A 16245-nucleotide genomic window follows, 5' to 3' on the forward strand; every position below is an offset into this window, starting at 1 on the left:
GGCGCGCGCTCTGATGCAATGTCCATAGCAAGGCACATGCCACGGATGGGCATGCCCAAGGCCCCGTCAACTTTCCATCAAGATTGAAACGCGCCGGTCTTTCAGTATGGCCACCTCTTTGCGCCAGACTGTCAGGAACACCTACGGTGACTATCGATTCGCCAGCCATGATGAACCGCTTCGGGTTGCATCGCTGGCTGCTGTGCCTGGCACTGTTGCTGGCCATCGCACCTGTCATGGGCGAAACCTATCAAGCGCGGGATGAAAGCCTGCATACGTTTTTTACCGCCCTGTCGGTGCCTTTGGGCTTGCCGGTGGTGGTCAGCCGCGAGGTGGCGCGCAGAACCCTTTCCGGAACCTTCGACCTGGGGGCGGCGCAGCACACTTTGGAGGCGGTCGCCGAGCAGCAGGGCCTGATCTGGTACAGCGACGGGCAGGTGATTTACCTCTATGACGCGGGGGAGGCAAAAAGCTCGGCGGTGGCGTTGCGGCATATTTCGGTCGACAGGTTGCGCGGCTTCATGCGCCGTTCTGGCCTTGATGAATCACGTTACCCGCTCAGGCAGAGCGCAGGGCGGACCTTCTACGTGTCCGGGCCGCCCAACTATGTAGACCAGGTGCTGCACCTGGCCCAATTGATGGACAGGCCACGCACTGAGGTGCGTGTGGGCGCCCAGACGTTCGGCGTGGTGCAGGTGTTCAACACCCACGTGGCAGACCGTCAGTACGTCATGGGCGGCGAGAAGGTGAATGTATCGGGCATGGCCTCGATGATCGAAACCGTGCTGGCCAGCGAGCAAAAAAATGACACGCAGCGCCCCGCGAGTTTGCTGGCCGACAAGGGCCTGGTAGTCATTGCTTACCCCGACTCCAACAGCCTGTTGATCAAGGGTAAGCCTGAGCAAGTGAAGGCGATCGAGGAACTGGTGGTGCAGCTCGACAAACCCAAGCGGCCGATTGAAGTGTCGCTTTGGCAGGTCGATGTGGAACGCAGCGAATTCGAGAAAATGGGCGCGGCCTGGGCCGAGGAAACAGGCACCGGGGCCTCAGTGACACGCGTATTGGAACCTTTGGAGGATAACCGCTTGATGGCGCAGCTCGGTGTGCTGGAGCGCCGGCGCAAAGCGCGGATCGTTACTTTTCCGGTGATCCTTACCCAAGAGAATGTTCCGGCGGTTTTCCAGGACAACCATACGTTCTACCTGTCCAGTCCCGGCAGCGATAGCCATGAATGGCAGCCCGTGCAGTATGGCACCGAGGCCAGTGTGCTTGCGCGTTTTGCCGAAGCGAACCAGATCGAAATGCAGCTGAACATCAAGGATGACCGTCAACTGGACAGCAAGGTCAAATCTGGCTCGGCGGGGGAGGTGGGGCGAGTGGGAATCAGCACCGTGGTGCGTGTACCGCCGGGCAGGCGCCTTTGGCTGGGCGGTTTTCGACGCGACACTGACATGACCGGCCGTGCTCGACGCTCCGAAGTGCGGCTGTTTGTGATCCAGGCGCGGGCCGTTGGAAGCGAACTCAAGCTGCTCGCCGGTGCCGTCGGACCGCCGCCATTGACGCAGCGCCAATATGAGCAAGTGCAACGTGCGTTTGTACGTGAACACCTTGAAGTGCCGGAATGAAATAGCCCTTTAAGCAGGCTTCTGAACGATTGCCCGAACATGCGTTGCGCGCTGGAGAAAAGTCCTACGAGGTGCGTGCCTAAATCCTCGACTACAGGCGCTTTTTCTTAACGTTGTTTGCCGGTCAGGTTTTTATAGTCGTGGGGTTGCCGTGTTGGCCGTTTCTGGAAGCAAGTAATTAAATGTCATTAGTCGGATGCAGAGGTGCGTATGACCATCGCGAATGATGTGACTACCACCTCACGGGTGTTTGCTGGATGGACCTTGTATGGCGATGGCCAGTTGACGGGCGAAGGCGTGGATATCCAGTTGCCACCCAAGGAGTGGCATGTACTGCGGCTGCTGTTGGCCTCCGGTGGCGAGTTGATGACCAAGGACCGGTTGCTGGCGTCGGTCTGGCCGCGTGGCGAGGTGGCTGAGGAGTCACTCACGCGCTGCATCTATGCATTGCGCAAACACCTGAAAAAAGACAAAGACTTTATCAAGACGATCTATGGCAGAGGCTATCGCTTTACCTGTGCGGTAAAAGTCGAGCTGCACGCATCGCGTCAGGCTGGTCGGGGACGTGCGCAGTACATCTGTTCGGCGTGCGGCCAGGTGGCACATGATTAAGCGATTGGGCCAAGGCCTGCTGTTGAGCGTACTGATGAGTAGCCATCACGCCTGGGCCAGTTGCTGGGACGATGTTGCCCGCCGCTACGATATCGAGCCGGAGCTGTTGCAGGCGATTGCTGCAGTTGAGTCGGGTTACCGGGTGCAGGCGCTGAACCCTAACAACAGCGATGGCTCCCGGGATATCGGCTTGATGCAGATCAACAGCATGCACCTGCCTCGCCTGGCCAAGCAGGGGATTACCGAGGAAAGATTGCTGACTGAGCCGTGTTTGTCGGTGGAAGTGGGCGCTTCGATCCTTGCCGAGTTTATCCAGCGTTTCGGCTATAACTGGACCGCGGTGGGCTCCTACAATGCCGGGGTGGCACCGGAGCGAGAGGCGTTGCGCCTGCGTTATGCCGAAAAAATCTGGGCGCAGTACGAGGCGTTGGTTGCGCAACGCCACTGACGATTGAGCGGCGTACCTCGCACCTGGCGTGCCACCCCGGCTATAATCGGCGCCACCTTTCGCCGCCATCCGAGTCTAGCCCGCCCATGTATACCCTGGCCCGCCAGCTGTTGTTCAAACTCTCCCCGGAAACTTCCCACGATCTGTCCCTGGACCTGATCGGCGCCGGTGGCCGCCTGGGGCTTAATGGCCTGGTATGCAAAGCGCCGGCGAAGATGCCGGTATCGGTGATGGGGCTCGATTTCCCTAACCCGGTTGGGCTGGCGGCAGGCCTGGACAAGAACGGCGCGGCCATCGACGGTTTTGCACAACTGGGCTTCGGCTTTGTCGAAATTGGCACCGTGACGCCACGGCCGCAGCCGGGCAACCCGAAACCACGGATCTTTCGCTTGCCGGAAGCCGAGGCGATCATCAACCGCATGGGCTTCAACAACCAGGGCGTTGATCACTTGTTGGCGCGGGTTCAAGCGGCGAAATACAAGGGCATCCTCGGCATCAATATCGGCAAGAACTTCGATACGCCGGTCGAGAATGCGGTGGATGATTACCTGATCTGCCTGGACAAGGTCTACGCCCACGCCAGCTACGTCACCGTCAACGTCAGTTCGCCCAATACGCCGGGCCTGCGCAGCCTGCAATTTGGCGATTCCCTCAAGCAACTGCTCGAAGCCTTGCGCCAGCGCCAGGAAGACCTGGCCGTGCGCCATGGCAAGCGCGTGCCGCTGGCCATCAAGATCGCCCCGGACATGAGTGATGAAGAAACCGTGCTGGTCGCCCAAGCCTTGGTGGAATCGGGCATGGACGCGGTAATCGCCACCAACACCACCCTCAGCCGTGTCGGCGTTGAAGGGCTGGCAAATGGTGATGAAGCGGGCGGGCTGTCGGGTGCACCGGTGCGGGACAAGAGCACTCACATCGTCAAGGTGCTGGCGGCTGAGTTGGCGGGGCGCTTGCCAATCATCGCCGTGGGCGGCATCACCGAAGGCAGGCATGCGGCCGAGAAAATTGCCGCCGGCGCCAGCCTGGTGCAGTTGTACTCCGGCTTCATCTATAAAGGGCCGGCGTTGATTCGCGAGTCGGTGGATGCGATTGCAGCGTTGCCCAAAGCTTGAGGCAATAAAAAGGGCTCCCTAAAGGAGCCCCTGGGCCGAAGCCCGCCGCCCTGATGGGGCGTGCGTGGTTAAGTCGTTACATAATCTTCAAGGTGGTGTGTCGGATTAAGTGCCCTGTGTTAGCCGACGGCGTGAAGTTCGTTGAGTCTGTGGATTCCCGCAGTGCCAGTCATACCGTCCCAGTTGTCGCCGCGTCCTTCTCGCCAGCCGTTGATCCAGGCTTGGCGTACCGACGGTAGAGTAAATGGGCAAAGCTCACGGGATTTGCCATGAACGCCATATTGATATCCGCGTAAAAATGCTCTTTCCAACGGATCACGCTTAAGTCTTCTCATAGGGTGTTTCCCTCACTTGTTGACTGTCTTGATATCCTTCGGCCTCGTCCGAGGCCGGGCAGAGTTTTTCTGCCGTTGGTGGGCTCGCTGCCGGCGTGGCGAGCCAATGTGTCGACGTCGTTACGGCGTCAACCTGTGTTGAGTTCTAACCAATAGGTCACATGGATTCAATGATCGTTTTGTCATAAGCACGTAACGATAACGATGCTATAGCCATAAGCTGGGCTGGCTTTTCGCCCCATTTGTTGGGCAAACCCAGCTATGATGTGCCCTGCAAAGAGGATGGGTTTAATCCTTTAGTGAGAATACCCGCCCGTTGCAGTCGGTTATTATTCGACGAAGGGTCGGAATATTTCTTTTTGTTGCGATCATTTATTTATCTGCCCCGGAAATTTTGGCCGAAAGGCCTGGCAGCCGGGGTGGAACGGCACATTCGTGCCACGCGAGCGCTCTTCAAGAAAAGTGCTTGATTGAAAACCGAGCCGGCGATGCGTCGCCCGTTCATTTATTGCTGAAAAGCCTGGAATGCCCCATGTCGGACCGTTTTGAACTCTTCCTCACTTGCCCCAAGGGCCTCGAAGGCCTGCTGATCGAGGAAGCCGTCGGGCTTGGCCTTGAGGAAGCCCGCGAGCACACCTCGGCCGTGCGCGGCATGGCCGACATGGAAACCGCCTACCGCCTGTGCCTCTGGTCGCGCCTGGCCAACCGCGTGTTGCTGGTGCTCAAGCGCTTCCCGATGAAGGACGCCGAAGACCTCTACCACGGCGTACTGGACATCGAATGGGCCGACCACATGGTCCCGGATGGCACCTTGGCGGTGGAATTCAGCGGGCACGGCTCGGGCATCGACAACACCCACTTCGGCGCGCTGAAGGTCAAGGATGCGATTGTCGACAAGCTGCGCACCCCGACCGGCGAACGCCCGTCCATCGACAAAATCAACCCGGACCTGCGTATCCACCTGCGCCTGGACCGCGGCGAAGCAATTCTGTCCCTCGACCTGTCCGGCCACAGCCTGCACCAGCGCGGTTACCGCTTGCAGCAGGGCGCGGCGCCGTTGAAGGAAAACCTGGCGGCGGCGATTTTGATTCGCGCCGGCTGGCCGCGCATTGCTGCCGAAGGCGGCGCGCTGACTGACCCGATGTGCGGTGTCGGCACCTTCCTGGTCGAAGGTGTAATGATTGCCGCCGACATGGCCCCCAACCTCAACCGCGAACTGTGGGGCTTCACCACCTGGCTCGGCCACGTCCCGGCGCTGTGGAAAAAGCTGCACACCGAAGCCACCGAGCGTGCGGCCATTGGCATGAACAAGCCGCCGTTGTGGGTGCGTGGCTACGAAGCCGATCCACGCCTGATTCAGCCCGCGCGCAACAACATCGAACGTGCAGGCCTGAGCCACTGGATCAAGGTGTACCAGGGCGAAGTCGGCACCTTCGAGCCGCGCCCGGACCAGAATCAGAAAGGTCTGGTGATCTGCAACCCACCGTACGGCGAGCGTCTGGGTGACGAAGCCAGCCTGTTGTACCTCTACCAGAACCTTGGCGAGCGCCTGCGTCAGGCGTGCATGGGGTGGGAAGCGGCGGTGTTCACCGGCGCGCCGGACCTGGGCAAACGCATGGGCATTCGCAGCCACAAACAGTATTCGTTCTGGAACGGCGCGTTGCCGTGCAAGCTGCTGCTGATCAAGGTCAACCCGGACCAGTTCGTGACGGGCGAGCGCCGCACGCCGGAACAGCGCCAGGCCGAACGTGAGCAAGCCGCTTACGATCAAGCCCCGACCGAGCCGGTTGAGCGCCAGTACAACAAGAACGGTAACCCGATCAAGCCGGCCCCGGCGCCGGTGGTTGAGCAGGCACGCCTGAGCGAAGGCGGGCAGATGTTCGCCAACCGTCTGCAGAAGAACCTCAAGCAACTGGGCAAATGGGCCAAGCGCGAAGGCGTGGACTGCTACCGCGTGTACGACGCCGACATGCCGGAATACTCCATGGCCATCGACCTGTACCACGATTGGGTCCATGTGCAGGAATACGCTGCGCCGAAATCCATCGACCCGGAAAAAGCCTCCGCGCGCATGTTCGATGCCTTGGCCGCGATTCCCCAGGCGCTGAACGTCGACAAGAGCCGCGTGGTGGTCAAGCGTCGCGAGCGTCAGAGCGGCACCAAGCAATACGAGCGCCAGAGTGCCCAGGGCAAATTCACTGAGGTCAGCGAGGGCGGCGTGAAGCTGCTGGTCAACCTCACCGATTACCTGGACACCGGCCTGTTCCTCGACCACCGCCCGATGCGCATGCGCATTCAGAAAGAGGCGGCCGGCAAGCGTTTCCTCAACCTGTATTGCTACACCGCCACTGCCAGTGTGCACGCGGCCAAGGGCGGCGCGCGCAGCACCACCAGCGTCGACTTGTCCAAGACGTACCTGGACTGGGCACGTCGCAACTTCTCGCTTAACGGCTTCTCTGACAAGAACCGCCTGGAGCAGGGTGATGTGATGGCGTGGCTGGAAGCCAGCCGCGATGAATTCGACCTGATCTTCATCGACCCGCCAACCTTCTCCAACTCCAAGCGCATGGAAGGCATCTTCGACGTGCAGCGTGACCACGTGCAATTGCTCGACCTGGCCATGGCGCGCCTGGCACCGGGCGGCGTGCTGTACTTTTCGAACAACTTCCGCAAGTTCGTACTGGAAGACAACCTCAGCGAACGTTATGCGGTAGAAGAAATCAGCGACAAGACCCTCGACCCGGATTTCGCGCGCAATGCGAAGATTCACCGGGCCTGGAAAATCACCGCGCGCTGATCCCGGTACCAGGTTGCACCAAAAAGCCGCAAGCCCAGCATTTTCTGGGCTTGCGGCTTTTTTGCGCTGGTCAAACAGTGGCCTCATGGCTATAACTTAAGCCCTAGCCAAAGTGACAGCCCTGCACGCTGGCGTTGTGAGTGTTGCCTATGCCGATGCATGCCGTCCGCCCCAAGATCCTAGGCTTTATCAGTGAGCAGGCGTCGGCTTGGCTGGTGGCATTGGTGGTGTTACTGGCAGGTTGCGCGCTGACGGTGCTCGTTGCCTGGGCCGCCGCCGATCTTTATCAGCAACAAGTTCGCCAGCGTTTCCAGTTGCTGGTCAACGAGCGCTACACGCGCCTGCAGGAACGCTTTGAAGACCAGGAGCAACGGCTGGCCAGCCTGCAGCGTTTTTTCGTCAATTCCAGTGACGTGTCCCGTGCCGAGTTTGACGGCTTCGCCCAACCCTTGCTGCTACGCGCCCGTGCGTATGCGTGGGCGCCGCGGATATTCCGCGATCAACGCAGCGCGTTTGAACACGAGATCTCACTTCAGCTCGGCGCAGCCTTCAGCATCCGTGAATTGAATTCGTCGGGTGAGCTGGCGCCGGCCCCCCAGCGCGATGAATACGTGCCGGTGCTGTACAGCCAGACCCAAAGCCTGCTGGGCTCACCCCTGGGTTTTGATCTGCTGGCCCAGCCGCTGCGGCGCTCGGCCCTTGAGCGTGCGCAACAAAGCGGTAAGCCGGCGGTGTCCCAGCCGATGCAACTGGTGGGTGTGGAGCCGGCCTATGCCGCCGGGGTTTTATTGGTGGCGCCCGTGAGCAAGCTGCCCAACGCTGAACCCAGCGGTTTTGTGATGGCGGTGATCAGCATGCGTCAGTTGGTGGCCGATGGTCTGCCCAAGCCGAACCGCGACAACCTGGTGATGCAGATCGTCGACACCTCCGATGCCCAGCAGCGCGTGCTGTATGCCTCCAGCAATGCGGTCGGCATCAGTGACCTCAGCGCCGCGCGGCGTCTGACCCTCGGCGACCACGTGTATGCACTGACATTGCGCGCGAGCCAGGTCTTCGACCAGGCCAACCATTCCTCGATGAGTACCATCCTGACCATGGGCGGGCTGCTGAGCTTATTGCTCAGCGCTTTGCTGTACGTGCTGGTCAGCCAACGCCAGCGCGCACTCAAACTGGTGGAGCAGCGCACCGTGCAATTGCGCCTGCGTGAGCAAGAGTTGCGCGATGCGCACGGGCAATTGCGCAGCGTGCTGAACGCGGCGACTCAAGTGGCGATCATCGCCACCGACCTGCGCGGTGTGATCAATACGTTTAATGCCGGTGCCGAGCAGATGCTGGGCTATAAGTCCGAGCACGTGCTGGGGCGCATGACCCTGGAAAGCCTGCACCTGGCCGCCGAACTCGAAGCGCGTTCGGCCGCTTTGAGTGTGGCCATGGGCAAGCGCATCCCGCCGAGCCAGGCGATGCTGGTGGAGAGCCCGGACAACCTGCACGAGGCGCGGGAGTGGACGCTGTTGCGTGAAAATGGCAGCCCGTTGACCGTGAACATGCTCGGCACCGTGCTGCTGGATGACCATGGTTTATGGGTCGGGCATTTAGCGATTTACCTGGATGTCACCGAACAGAAACGCGCCTACGAGGCGCTGGCGGCGCGGGACCGGTTGCTGAAAAAACTCAGTGCCCATGTACCCGGCGGGATCTTCCAATTCGTCCTGGAACACCAGGACAACGGACGTTTCATCTACGCCAGCGATGGCATGCGCGATATCTATGAAATCGAGCCCGGCGTGCTGCAGCAGGACGCGGGCAAAGTCTTCGAGCGCATCCATCCGCAGGATGTCGAGCGGGTACGCCTGTCGATTCGCTTGTCGGCACTGCAATTGAGCCACTGGCGCGAAGAATACCGCGTGCTGCTGCCGCAACGCGGCCTGCGCTGGATTCGCGGCGAAGCTACGCCAGAAGAATTACCGGGCGGCGGCACGCTCTGGCACGGCTATGTGTCGGATATCTCCGATCTCAAGCGCGTGGAGGAAGAACTGCGCGCGCTGTCGATCACCGACTCGCTGACGGGTATTCATAACCGCCGCTATTTCCACGATCGCCTCAAGGCCGAGATGCTCAGGCTTAACCGTACCTCGGGGGCGCTGTCGTTGATCATGCTCGACATCGACCACTTCAAGCGCATCAACGACCAGTACGGGCACGCGGTCGGCGATGGTGTGTTGCAGGAGGTGTGCACGCGTATCAGCCAGCGCCTGCGGCGCACCGATGTGTTCTGTCGCCTGGGCGGTGAAGAGTTTGTGGTGTTGTGCCCGCACACCGATCGCGATCAGGCGTACAGCCTGGCAATGGAATTGTGGCAGTCGCTGCGCAGTGCGCCGATGGACGCGGTGGGCATCGTGACCGCCAGTTTTGGTGTGGCGAGCTGGCGCATCGATGAAGGCATTGATGGGCTGCTGCTGCGCGCAGATTCGGCGGTGTATGTGGCCAAGCAGGCGGGCAGGGATCGGGTGGAAGCCGAAAGACTGCGTGCCTGAATAATGTGGGAGCTGGCTTGCCTGCGATCGCATCACCGCACTGTGACTGATACACCTCGGTGCCTGCATCGCAGGCAAGCCAACTCCCACCTTGGATCTGTGTGGTTTTTAAAGTACCGGTGCCGCCGCCGTCAGCTTCGGCTGGCGATACAGGTCCAGCAGCACCTGATCCAGCACCGACGACGCGCCCCACGGTTTCGAGTCGTTGAGGATCGCCACCACCACCCAGGTATTGCCGTTGTTGTCGCGGCTGAAGCCGGCGATGGCGCGCACGGTGTTCAGGGTGCCGGTCTTGACGTGGGCTTCGCCGCGCATGGCCGTGGTTTTCAGGCGTTTACGCATGGTGCCGTCGGTGCCGGCAATCGGCAGCGAGCTGATGTATTCAGCGGCGTACGGGCCTTTCCAGGCGGCTTGCAGCATGGCTGCCATCTCGCGAGCGCTGACGCGTTCGGCGCGCGACAGGCCGGAGCCGTTTTCCATCACCAGGTGCGGCGCGGTGATGCCTTTCTTCGCCAGCCACTGGCGCACTACGCGCTGTGCCGCCTTGGCATCGTCGCCGTCGGCATCGTTGCGAAACTGTGCGCCCAGGCTCAGGAACAACTGCTGGGCCATGGTGTTGTTACTGTATTTGTTGATGTCGCGGATGATTTCCGCCAGGTCCGGCGAGAAGGCGCGGGCGAGGACTTTGGCGTCCTTGGGCACAGGCGCCTGGATATCGCGGCCCTGGATGGTGCCGCCCAATTCCTGCCAGATCGCGCGCACGGCGCCGGCGGTGTAGGTCGCGTGGTCGAGCAGCGACAGGTAAGTCTGCGAGCTGCAGCCATCGCCCAACTGACCGCTGACGGTTACGGTGACACTGCCATCGGCGGCCGTGACCGGGCTGTAGCGCACGTCGCCGGTGCACTGCTTGGCGTTGGAGACTTTGACCTGGTTGTCGATGCGAATGCTCGCAATCGGCGGCTCGACCGACACGATCACGCGGCCCGAGTCATTGCGGGTGACGAAGCGCAGCGCCTTGAGGTTGACCAGCAGGGCGTCGGGCTTGACCAGGAACGGCTTGTTCTCGTCGTTGCCGTCGTCATTGAATTCGGGCAATTGCGGCTGGTTGAAGAAGCTGCGGTCGAGCACCAGGTCGCCGGTGACTTGCTGCACGCCATTGGCGCGCAGGTCGCGCATCAGCAGCCAGAGTTTTTCCATGTTCAGCTTGGGGTCGCCGCCGCCCTTGAGGTACAGGTTGCCGTGCAACACGCCACCGCTGAGGGTGCCGTCGGTGTAGAACTCGGTTTTCCACTGGTGGTTGGGGCCGAGCATTTCCAGGGCCGCGTAGGTGGTGACCAGCTTCATGGTCGAGGCCGGGTTCACCGAAACGTCGGCGTTGAACACCGTCGGCGTGCCTGGGCCGGTGAGGGGCAGCATCACCAAGGACAGCGCGGTATTTTGCAGTTTGGCTTTTTGCAGGGCCTGCGCAACGTTGGGTGGCAGGGTGTTGTTGATCGGGGCGGCAGTGGCAGAAAAGGCCAGCGGTAGAAGAAGACCGGCAAAAAACATTGAACGTAAAGAATGGGAACGGAAAGATTTGATCATAAAGAATAAAACCCTGCTGCTGAGGAGGGTGAAAAAGGCGAGGGGTATGGAAGAAAATCCCTCATTGGTCACGAAAGTGTCGGCATTATGCCCCAAGGTGGTTCCAGTTGTAGCTGAACGATAGCTGGTATTGCGCGTTTTTTTGCAGACAGATGGCCGCCTGTCCCAGAGAGTCGGGCAATTGCCGTCTTAAACTGCTAAAGTGCCGCCCGTTATTACTTATGAGGATTGTTCCAATGGCGACTAACCGTTCCCAGCGTCTGCGCAAAAAACTGTGCGTTGATGAATTTCAAGAGCTGGGTTTCGAACTGAACCTGGACTTCAAAGAAGGCCTGAGTGAAGAAGCTATCGACGCTTTCCTCGAAGCATTCATCAAAGAAGCCATGGAAGCCAACGGCCTGGGCTATGTCGGCGGCGATGACTACGGTCTGGTTTGCCTGCAGAAGCGTGGCTCGGTCTCCGAAGAGCAGCGCGCTGCTGTCGAAGCCTGGCTGAAAACCCGTTCCGAGCTGACCAAGGCTGAAGTCAGCCCGTTGCTGGACGTGTGGTATCCGGAAAAGCCGATCAACGCGGCTAAGTGATACTGAAAAAAACGGCGACCTGAGGGTCGCCGTTTTTTTATGCCTTGCGCCAGTTCAGAATCAGCAGCGTCAACACTCCCGCCACAATCCCCCAGAACGCCGAACCGATGGAAAACAGCGTCAAGCCTGACGCGGTGACCATAAAGGTGATCAGCGCCGCTTCCCGTTCCTTCGGCTCATTCATGGCGATGCTCAAGCCATTGATGATCGAGCCAAACAGCGCCAATGCCGCAATCGACAGCACCAGCTCCTTTGGCAGCGCTGCGAACAACGCCGCCAATGTTGCGCCAAACACCCCGGCAATGCCGTAGAACACCCCGCACCACACCGCGGCGGTGTAGCGCTTGTTGCGGTCTTCATGGGCATGCGGCCCGGTGCAGATGGCTGCGCTGATTGCCGCCAGGTTGATGCCGTGGGAGCCGAACGGCGCCAGTACCAATGAAGCCAGGCCGGTGGCGGTGATCAAGGGCGAGGCGGGCACGTTGTAGCCGTCGGCCCGCAGCACGGCGACGCCGGGCATGTTTTGCGAGGTCATCGCCACCACGAACAGCGGGATGCCGATACTGATAGTCGCGGCCAGCGAGAAGTGCGGCGTGGTCCACACCGGTGTCGCCACTTCGAGGTGAAAAGCACTGAAATCCAGCAAGCCCATAAAACCCGACAGCAGTGTGCCGAGCACCAGCGCAGCCAGCACCGCATAGCGTGGCGACAGGCGCTTGATGATCAAGTAGGTGAAAAACATCCCCAGCACGAGGCCGGTGCGATGCTGCGCGGCGACGAAAATCTCGCTGCCGATCTTGAACAGAATCCCCGCCAGCAAGGCCGCCGCCAACGACGACGGGATGCGCTTGACCAGTTTTTCAAAACTGCCGGTCAACCCACACAGCGTCACCAGCACTGCGCAGGTGATGTAGGCGCCGATGGCCTCGCCGTAACTCACGCCGCCCAGGCTGGTAATCAACAGCGCCGCGCCGGGTGTGGACCAGGCAATGGTGATCGGCGTGCGATAGCGCAGCGACAGGCCGATGCTGCACACCGCCATGCCGATGGAGATGGCCCAGATCCACGAAGAAATCTGCGCGGTGGTCAAGCCGGCGGCCTGGCCGGCCTGGAACATCAGGACCAGGGAGCTGGTGTAGCCGGTCATCATGGCGATGAAGCCGGCGACGACGGCCGACGCAGAAGTGTCGGCCAACGGGCGCAAAGGCGCTTGGGTGGCGTCGGTCATGGGGAGGTGTTCCTTTTACCTGGGTTTAGCCGGTGAAGGCGCGGATTCAAGCCTAAACTCAAACGTAACCACTCATTGCAATACAGCCGCAGCCGCAAACAGCCGTACAGTGTGTTGGCGCATTGGGTTGTGTACAATGTGCCGTGTTTTTAGGTGATACTTGCCAGCAACACGCGCTTGCCGTATTACCGTTAATTCGCCGCCGTTCTCCAAACCCGAGTGCCCATGAACGAACAGTTGCAACCTCTCAAGAAACAACCGCGAGCCGGCAAGGCCGGTCGCAGCGGAACCCAGGACGATATCGTCTACGCGCATATCTTCGAGGCGATCCTCGAACAACGCCTGGCGCCCGGAACCAAATTGAGTGAAGAGGCACTGGGCGAAATCTTCGGCGTCAGCCGCACCATCATTCGCCGCGCGCTCTCGCGCCTGGCCCATGAAGGCGTGGTACTGCTGCGGCCCAATCGCGGCGCGGTGGTGGCGAGCCCAAGTGTAGAAGAAGCGCGTCAGGTATTCCTGGCTCGGCGTCTGGTCGAGCGAGCGATCACTGAATTGGCCGTGCAGCACGCCACGGCCGAACAGTTGGCCGAGCTGCGCCAGATGGTCAACGACGAGCGCGACAGCTTCTCACGCGGCGATCGCGGTGCCGGTATCCGCCTCTCCGGCGAATTCCACCTCAAGCTGGCCGAAGCGGCGAAGAACGCGCCGCTGATCAGCTTTCAGCGCAGCCTGGTGTCGCAGACCTCGTTGATCATCGCCCAGTACGAAAGCGGCAACCGCTCGCACTGTTCCTACGATGAACACACGCAGCTGATCGACGCGATCGAAGCACGCGACGCGGCGCTGGCGGTGAATTTGATGATGCACCACATGGATCACATCGACAGCAAGCTCAACCTCGATGAGGAAAGCGCGTCGGATGATTTGCATGCGGTGTTTTCGCATCTTTTACAGACGAAAAAACCGGGTCGCTCGTCCATAAAGCTGTAAACCCGATCAAAAAATGTGGGAGCGGGCTTGCTCGCGAATGCGGTAGATCAGTCAATGCATTTGGTGACTGACACTCCGTATTCGCGAGCAAGCCCGCTCCCACATTTGTTTTGCGGTGTGTTTAGATCAGCGTTGGTGCACGAGTTGCCCGGCCGCATAGGTCTGCAACACCGTCCGATCATCCCCCAGCGTCATCAACACAAACAACGTCTCGGCAATGTTATTCGCCTGCTTCAAGCGATAGCTCAGCAGCGGCGTGGCGTTGTAATCCAATACCAAAAAGTCCGCGTCAGTGCCCGGCTGCAAGGTGCCGATCTTGTCTTCCAGACGCAGCGCCCGCGCGCCGCCCAAGGTCGCCAGGTACAGCGACTTGAACGGGCTCAACCGCGCGCCTTGCAACTGCATGACCTTGTAGGCTTCGTTCAGGGTTTGCAGCAGCGAGAAGCTGGTGCCGCCGCCCACGTCTGTGCCCAAACCGACATTCAATTTGTGCTTCTCGGCCATCGGCAAATTGAACAAGCCACTGCCGAGGAAGAAGTTCGAGGTCGGGCAGAACGCCACCGCCGAACCCGTTTCCGCCAGTCGCGCGCACTCGTCATCACACAGGTGTACGCCGTGGGCAAACACCGAGCGCTCACCGAGCAATTTGTAGTGGTCGTACACGTCCAGATAGCCTTTGCGCTCCGGAAACAGCTCCTTCACCCACTCGACTTCCTGCTTGTTCTCACTGATGTGAGTCTGCATGTACAGGTCCGGGTATTCACCCAGCAGTTGCCCGGCCAAGGCCAATTGTTCCGGGGTGCTGGTCGGCGCAAAACGTGGCGTCACCGCATAGTGCAAACGGCCTTTGCCGTGCCAGCGCTCGATCAGCGCCTTGCTTTCCTGGTAGCCGGTTTCGGCGGTGTCGGTCAGGTAGTCCGGCGCGTTGCGGTCCATCATCACCTTGCCGGCGATCATGCGCAGGTCGAGTTTTTCGGCCGCTTCAAAAAACGCATTGACTGACTGCGGGTGCACACTGCCGAACACCAGCGCGGTGGTGGTGCCGTTGCGCAGCAGTTCCTTGATGAAGATGTCCGCGACTTCTTCGGCATGGGCCTTGTCGGCGAACTGGCTTTCACACGGGAAGGTGTAGGTGTTGAGCCAATCCAGCAACTGCTCGCCATAGGCGCCGACCATGCCGGTTTGCGGCAGGTGGATGTGGGTGTCGATCAGGCCCGGTGTGATCAGCGCATCCTGATAATGGGTGACGTCAATATCGGCGGGCAGTGTGGGCAGCAAATCGCTGGCATGGCCCAAGGCGCTGATCTGGCCGTTATCGATCACCAGCAGGCCGTCTTCGAAATACTCATAGGAGGCTTCGATCCCCACTTCAGCAGGGTCGGCGATGCTGTGCAGGATGGCGGCACGGTAGGCTTTGCGAGTCAAAGGCATGATTATCTCAATTTAGAGTGCTTGGCTGCGACGCGAGGCCGGCAGCAGTTTGGCAATGGGTTCGGCGCTGGCGGTGTGCTGGCCGAAATTCGCGTTATAGGTGGCGATGATTTCGCCGGCGATGGAGATGGCGATTTCCACCGGTAGTTTGCCCTTCACCTCGGTGAGGCCCATGGGGCAGCGCATGCGTTGCAATTGCGCGGTGTCGAAGCCGCGATCACGCAGGCGGTGTTCGAACTTGACCCGTTTGGTTTTCGAGCCGATCAGGCCGAAGTAGGCAAAGTCATTGCGCTTGAGCAGCGCGGCGGTGAGTTCCAGGTCGAGTGCATGATTGTGGGTCATGACGATGCAGTAACTGCCCACCGGCAGGTCGGCTATTTCGTCGACAGGCTCTTCGCTGACGATTTTACGCACGCCTTGGGGGATCTGTTGAGGAAACTCCTGGTCACGCGAGTCGATCCAGCGCACCCGGCACGGCAGGCTCGCCAGCAAAGGCACCAGTGCACGGCCGACGTGGCCGGCGCCGAATACGGCAATCTGCGCCTGCACCTGGCCCATCGGTTCGAACAGCAGCACAGTCACGCCGCCGCAGCACTGGCCCAGGCTGGCGCCGAGGCTGAAGCGTTCCAGATGAGTGTTCTGCTGGCCGCGCACGAGCATGTCGCGGGCGATCTGCATCGCCTTGTATTCCAGGTGCCCGCCACCGATGGTGTCGAAGGTCTGCGCGGCGCTGATGACCATCTTCGAACCGGCATTGCGCGGCGTGGAGCCGAGCTCTTCGATGATGGTCACCAGCACGCAGGGTTCACCCTGATTTTGCAGGTCGGCGAGGGCGCTGATCCAGTTGTTCATAGTCACCTCCAGTCAGATCGTTCCCACGCTCCGCGTGGGAATGCATACCGTGACGCTCTGCGTCACAAGAGCGGACGCAGAGCGTCCATGCCGGCATTCCCACGCAGAGCGTGGGA

13 protein-coding genes are annotated in these 16245 nt (G+C 60.5%); 8 read left to right on the top strand and 5 right to left on the bottom strand.

Features of this window, described 5'->3' with window-relative positions:
• The first annotated feature begins 146 nt into the window (after nt 1-146).
• From sctC to HX783_RS25775, 4 genes are all read left to right on the top strand, one after another.
• Nucleotides 147-1625, top strand: a complete 1479-nt coding sequence (gene sctC, locus HX783_RS25760; RefSeq protein ID WP_371317712.1) for a type III secretion system outer membrane ring subunit SctC — start codon at nt 147-149, stop codon at nt 1623-1625.
• Between the two features lie 210 nt (nt 1626-1835).
• On the top strand, nt 1836-2237 hold the full coding sequence (locus HX783_RS25765; protein WP_177018731.1) for a winged helix-turn-helix domain-containing protein: 402 nt from the start codon (nt 1836-1838) through the stop codon (nt 2235-2237).
• Nucleotides 2230-2685 (top strand): transglycosylase SLT domain-containing protein, encoded by a 456-nt coding sequence (locus HX783_RS25770; protein WP_177018732.1) that lies wholly within the window; start codon nt 2230-2232, stop codon nt 2683-2685. The genes HX783_RS25765 and HX783_RS25770 overlap by 8 nt, the downstream gene beginning before the upstream one ends.
• Before the next feature lie 86 nt (nt 2686-2771).
• Nucleotides 2772-3797: a quinone-dependent dihydroorotate dehydrogenase gene (locus HX783_RS25775; RefSeq protein ID WP_177018733.1), complete on the top strand. Its 1026-nt coding sequence runs from the start codon at nt 2772-2774 to the stop codon at nt 3795-3797.
• A 119-nt stretch (nt 3798-3916) separates the two neighbouring features.
• Here HX783_RS25775 and rmf read toward each other — a convergent pair whose 3' ends face one another.
• Complete coding sequence (gene rmf / locus HX783_RS25780; RefSeq protein ID WP_002553055.1) at nt 3917-4132, bottom strand: ribosome modulation factor; 216 nt, start codon at nt 4130-4132, stop codon at nt 3917-3919.
• A 532-nt stretch (nt 4133-4664) separates the two neighbouring features.
• Between rmf and rlmKL the strand changes: the two genes are divergently transcribed.
• Both rlmKL and HX783_RS25790 read left to right on the top strand, forming a co-directional pair.
• Nucleotides 4665-6929 carry a bifunctional 23S rRNA (guanine(2069)-N(7))-methyltransferase RlmK/23S rRNA (guanine(2445)-N(2))-methyltransferase RlmL gene (gene rlmKL / locus HX783_RS25785; protein WP_177018734.1) on the top strand — a complete coding sequence of 755 codons (2265 nt, stop codon included), beginning with the start codon at nt 4665-4667 and terminating at the stop codon, nt 6927-6929.
• Nucleotides 6930-7078: 149 nt separating this feature from the next.
• The gene (locus HX783_RS25790; protein ID WP_177018735.1) at nt 7079-9463 is read left to right on the top strand and encodes a diguanylate cyclase; all 2385 of its coding nucleotides are present in this window, start codon (nt 7079-7081) and stop codon (nt 9461-9463) included.
• Between the two features lie 108 nt (nt 9464-9571).
• On the opposite strand, the gene dacB is transcribed toward HX783_RS25790, so the two are convergent.
• Complete coding sequence (dacB, locus tag HX783_RS25795; protein ID WP_177018736.1) at nt 9572-11047, bottom strand: D-alanyl-D-alanine carboxypeptidase/D-alanyl-D-alanine-endopeptidase; 1476 nt, start codon at nt 11045-11047, stop codon at nt 9572-9574.
• Nucleotides 11048-11283: 236 nt separating this feature from the next.
• On the opposite strand from dacB, the gene HX783_RS25800 reads away from it, so the two are divergent.
• Nucleotides 11284-11628 carry a YggL family protein gene (locus HX783_RS25800; RefSeq protein WP_010208515.1) on the top strand — a complete coding sequence of 115 codons (345 nt, stop codon included), beginning with the start codon at nt 11284-11286 and terminating at the stop codon, nt 11626-11628.
• Nucleotides 11629-11665: 37 nt separating this feature from the next.
• On the opposite strand, the gene HX783_RS25805 is transcribed toward HX783_RS25800, so the two are convergent.
• The gene (locus HX783_RS25805; RefSeq protein WP_159958914.1) at nt 11666-12856 is read right to left on the bottom strand and encodes a benzoate/H(+) symporter BenE family transporter; all 1191 of its coding nucleotides are present in this window, start codon (nt 12854-12856) and stop codon (nt 11666-11668) included.
• Nucleotides 12857-13081: 225 nt separating this feature from the next.
• Between HX783_RS25805 and HX783_RS25810 the strand changes: the two genes are divergently transcribed.
• Complete coding sequence (locus HX783_RS25810) at nt 13082-13846, top strand: GntR family transcriptional regulator (RefSeq protein WP_015885332.1); 765 nt, start codon at nt 13082-13084, stop codon at nt 13844-13846.
• 126 nt (nt 13847-13972) lie between these two features.
• Here HX783_RS25810 and guaD read toward each other — a convergent pair whose 3' ends face one another.
• Nucleotides 13973-15277: a guanine deaminase gene (guaD, locus tag HX783_RS25815; protein WP_177018737.1), complete on the bottom strand. Its 1305-nt coding sequence runs from the start codon at nt 15275-15277 to the stop codon at nt 13973-13975.
• A gap of 12 nt (nt 15278-15289) precedes the next feature.
• Nucleotides 15290-16129, bottom strand: a complete 840-nt coding sequence (gene xdhC / locus HX783_RS25820; protein ID WP_159958910.1) for a xanthine dehydrogenase accessory protein XdhC — start codon at nt 16127-16129, stop codon at nt 15290-15292.
• Nucleotides 16130-16245 lie beyond the last annotated feature (116 nt).

This window comes from Pseudomonas sp. D2002 (assembly GCF_013385735.1).
GTDB lineage: Bacteria > Pseudomonadota > Gammaproteobacteria > Pseudomonadales > Pseudomonadaceae > Aquipseudomonas.

What these genes read in the sequence shown, in the direction of transcription:
- HX783_RS25810 (WP_015885332.1), top strand. Translation starts at nt 13,082, where the DNA reads ATGAACGAACAGTTGCAACCTCTCAAGAAACAACCGCGAGCCGGCAAG.
- HX783_RS25770 (WP_177018732.1), top strand. Translation starts at nt 2,230, where the DNA reads ATGATTAAGCGATTGGGCCAAGGCCTGCTGTTGAGCGTACTGATGAGT.
- HX783_RS25800 (WP_010208515.1), top strand. Translation starts at nt 11,284, where the DNA reads ATGGCGACTAACCGTTCCCAGCGTCTGCGCAAAAAACTGTGCGTTGAT.
- rlmKL (WP_177018734.1), top strand. Translation starts at nt 4,665, where the DNA reads ATGTCGGACCGTTTTGAACTCTTCCTCACTTGCCCCAAGGGCCTCGAA.
- xdhC (WP_159958910.1), bottom strand. Translation starts at nt 16,129, where the DNA reads ATGAACAACTGGATCAGCGCCCTCGCCGACCTGCAAAATCAGGGTGAA.
- HX783_RS25790 (WP_177018735.1), top strand. Translation starts at nt 7,079, where the DNA reads ATGCCGATGCATGCCGTCCGCCCCAAGATCCTAGGCTTTATCAGTGAG.
- dacB (WP_177018736.1), bottom strand. Translation starts at nt 11,047, where the DNA reads ATGATCAAATCTTTCCGTTCCCATTCTTTACGTTCAATGTTTTTTGCC.
- guaD (WP_177018737.1), bottom strand. Translation starts at nt 15,277, where the DNA reads ATGCCTTTGACTCGCAAAGCCTACCGTGCCGCCATCCTGCACAGCATC.
- HX783_RS25775 (WP_177018733.1), top strand. Translation starts at nt 2,772, where the DNA reads ATGTATACCCTGGCCCGCCAGCTGTTGTTCAAACTCTCCCCGGAAACT.
- rmf (WP_002553055.1), bottom strand. Translation starts at nt 4,132, where the DNA reads ATGAGAAGACTTAAGCGTGATCCGTTGGAAAGAGCATTTTTACGCGGA.
- HX783_RS25805 (WP_159958914.1), bottom strand. Translation starts at nt 12,856, where the DNA reads ATGACCGACGCCACCCAAGCGCCTTTGCGCCCGTTGGCCGACACTTCT.
- HX783_RS25765 (WP_177018731.1), top strand. Translation starts at nt 1,836, where the DNA reads ATGACCATCGCGAATGATGTGACTACCACCTCACGGGTGTTTGCTGGA.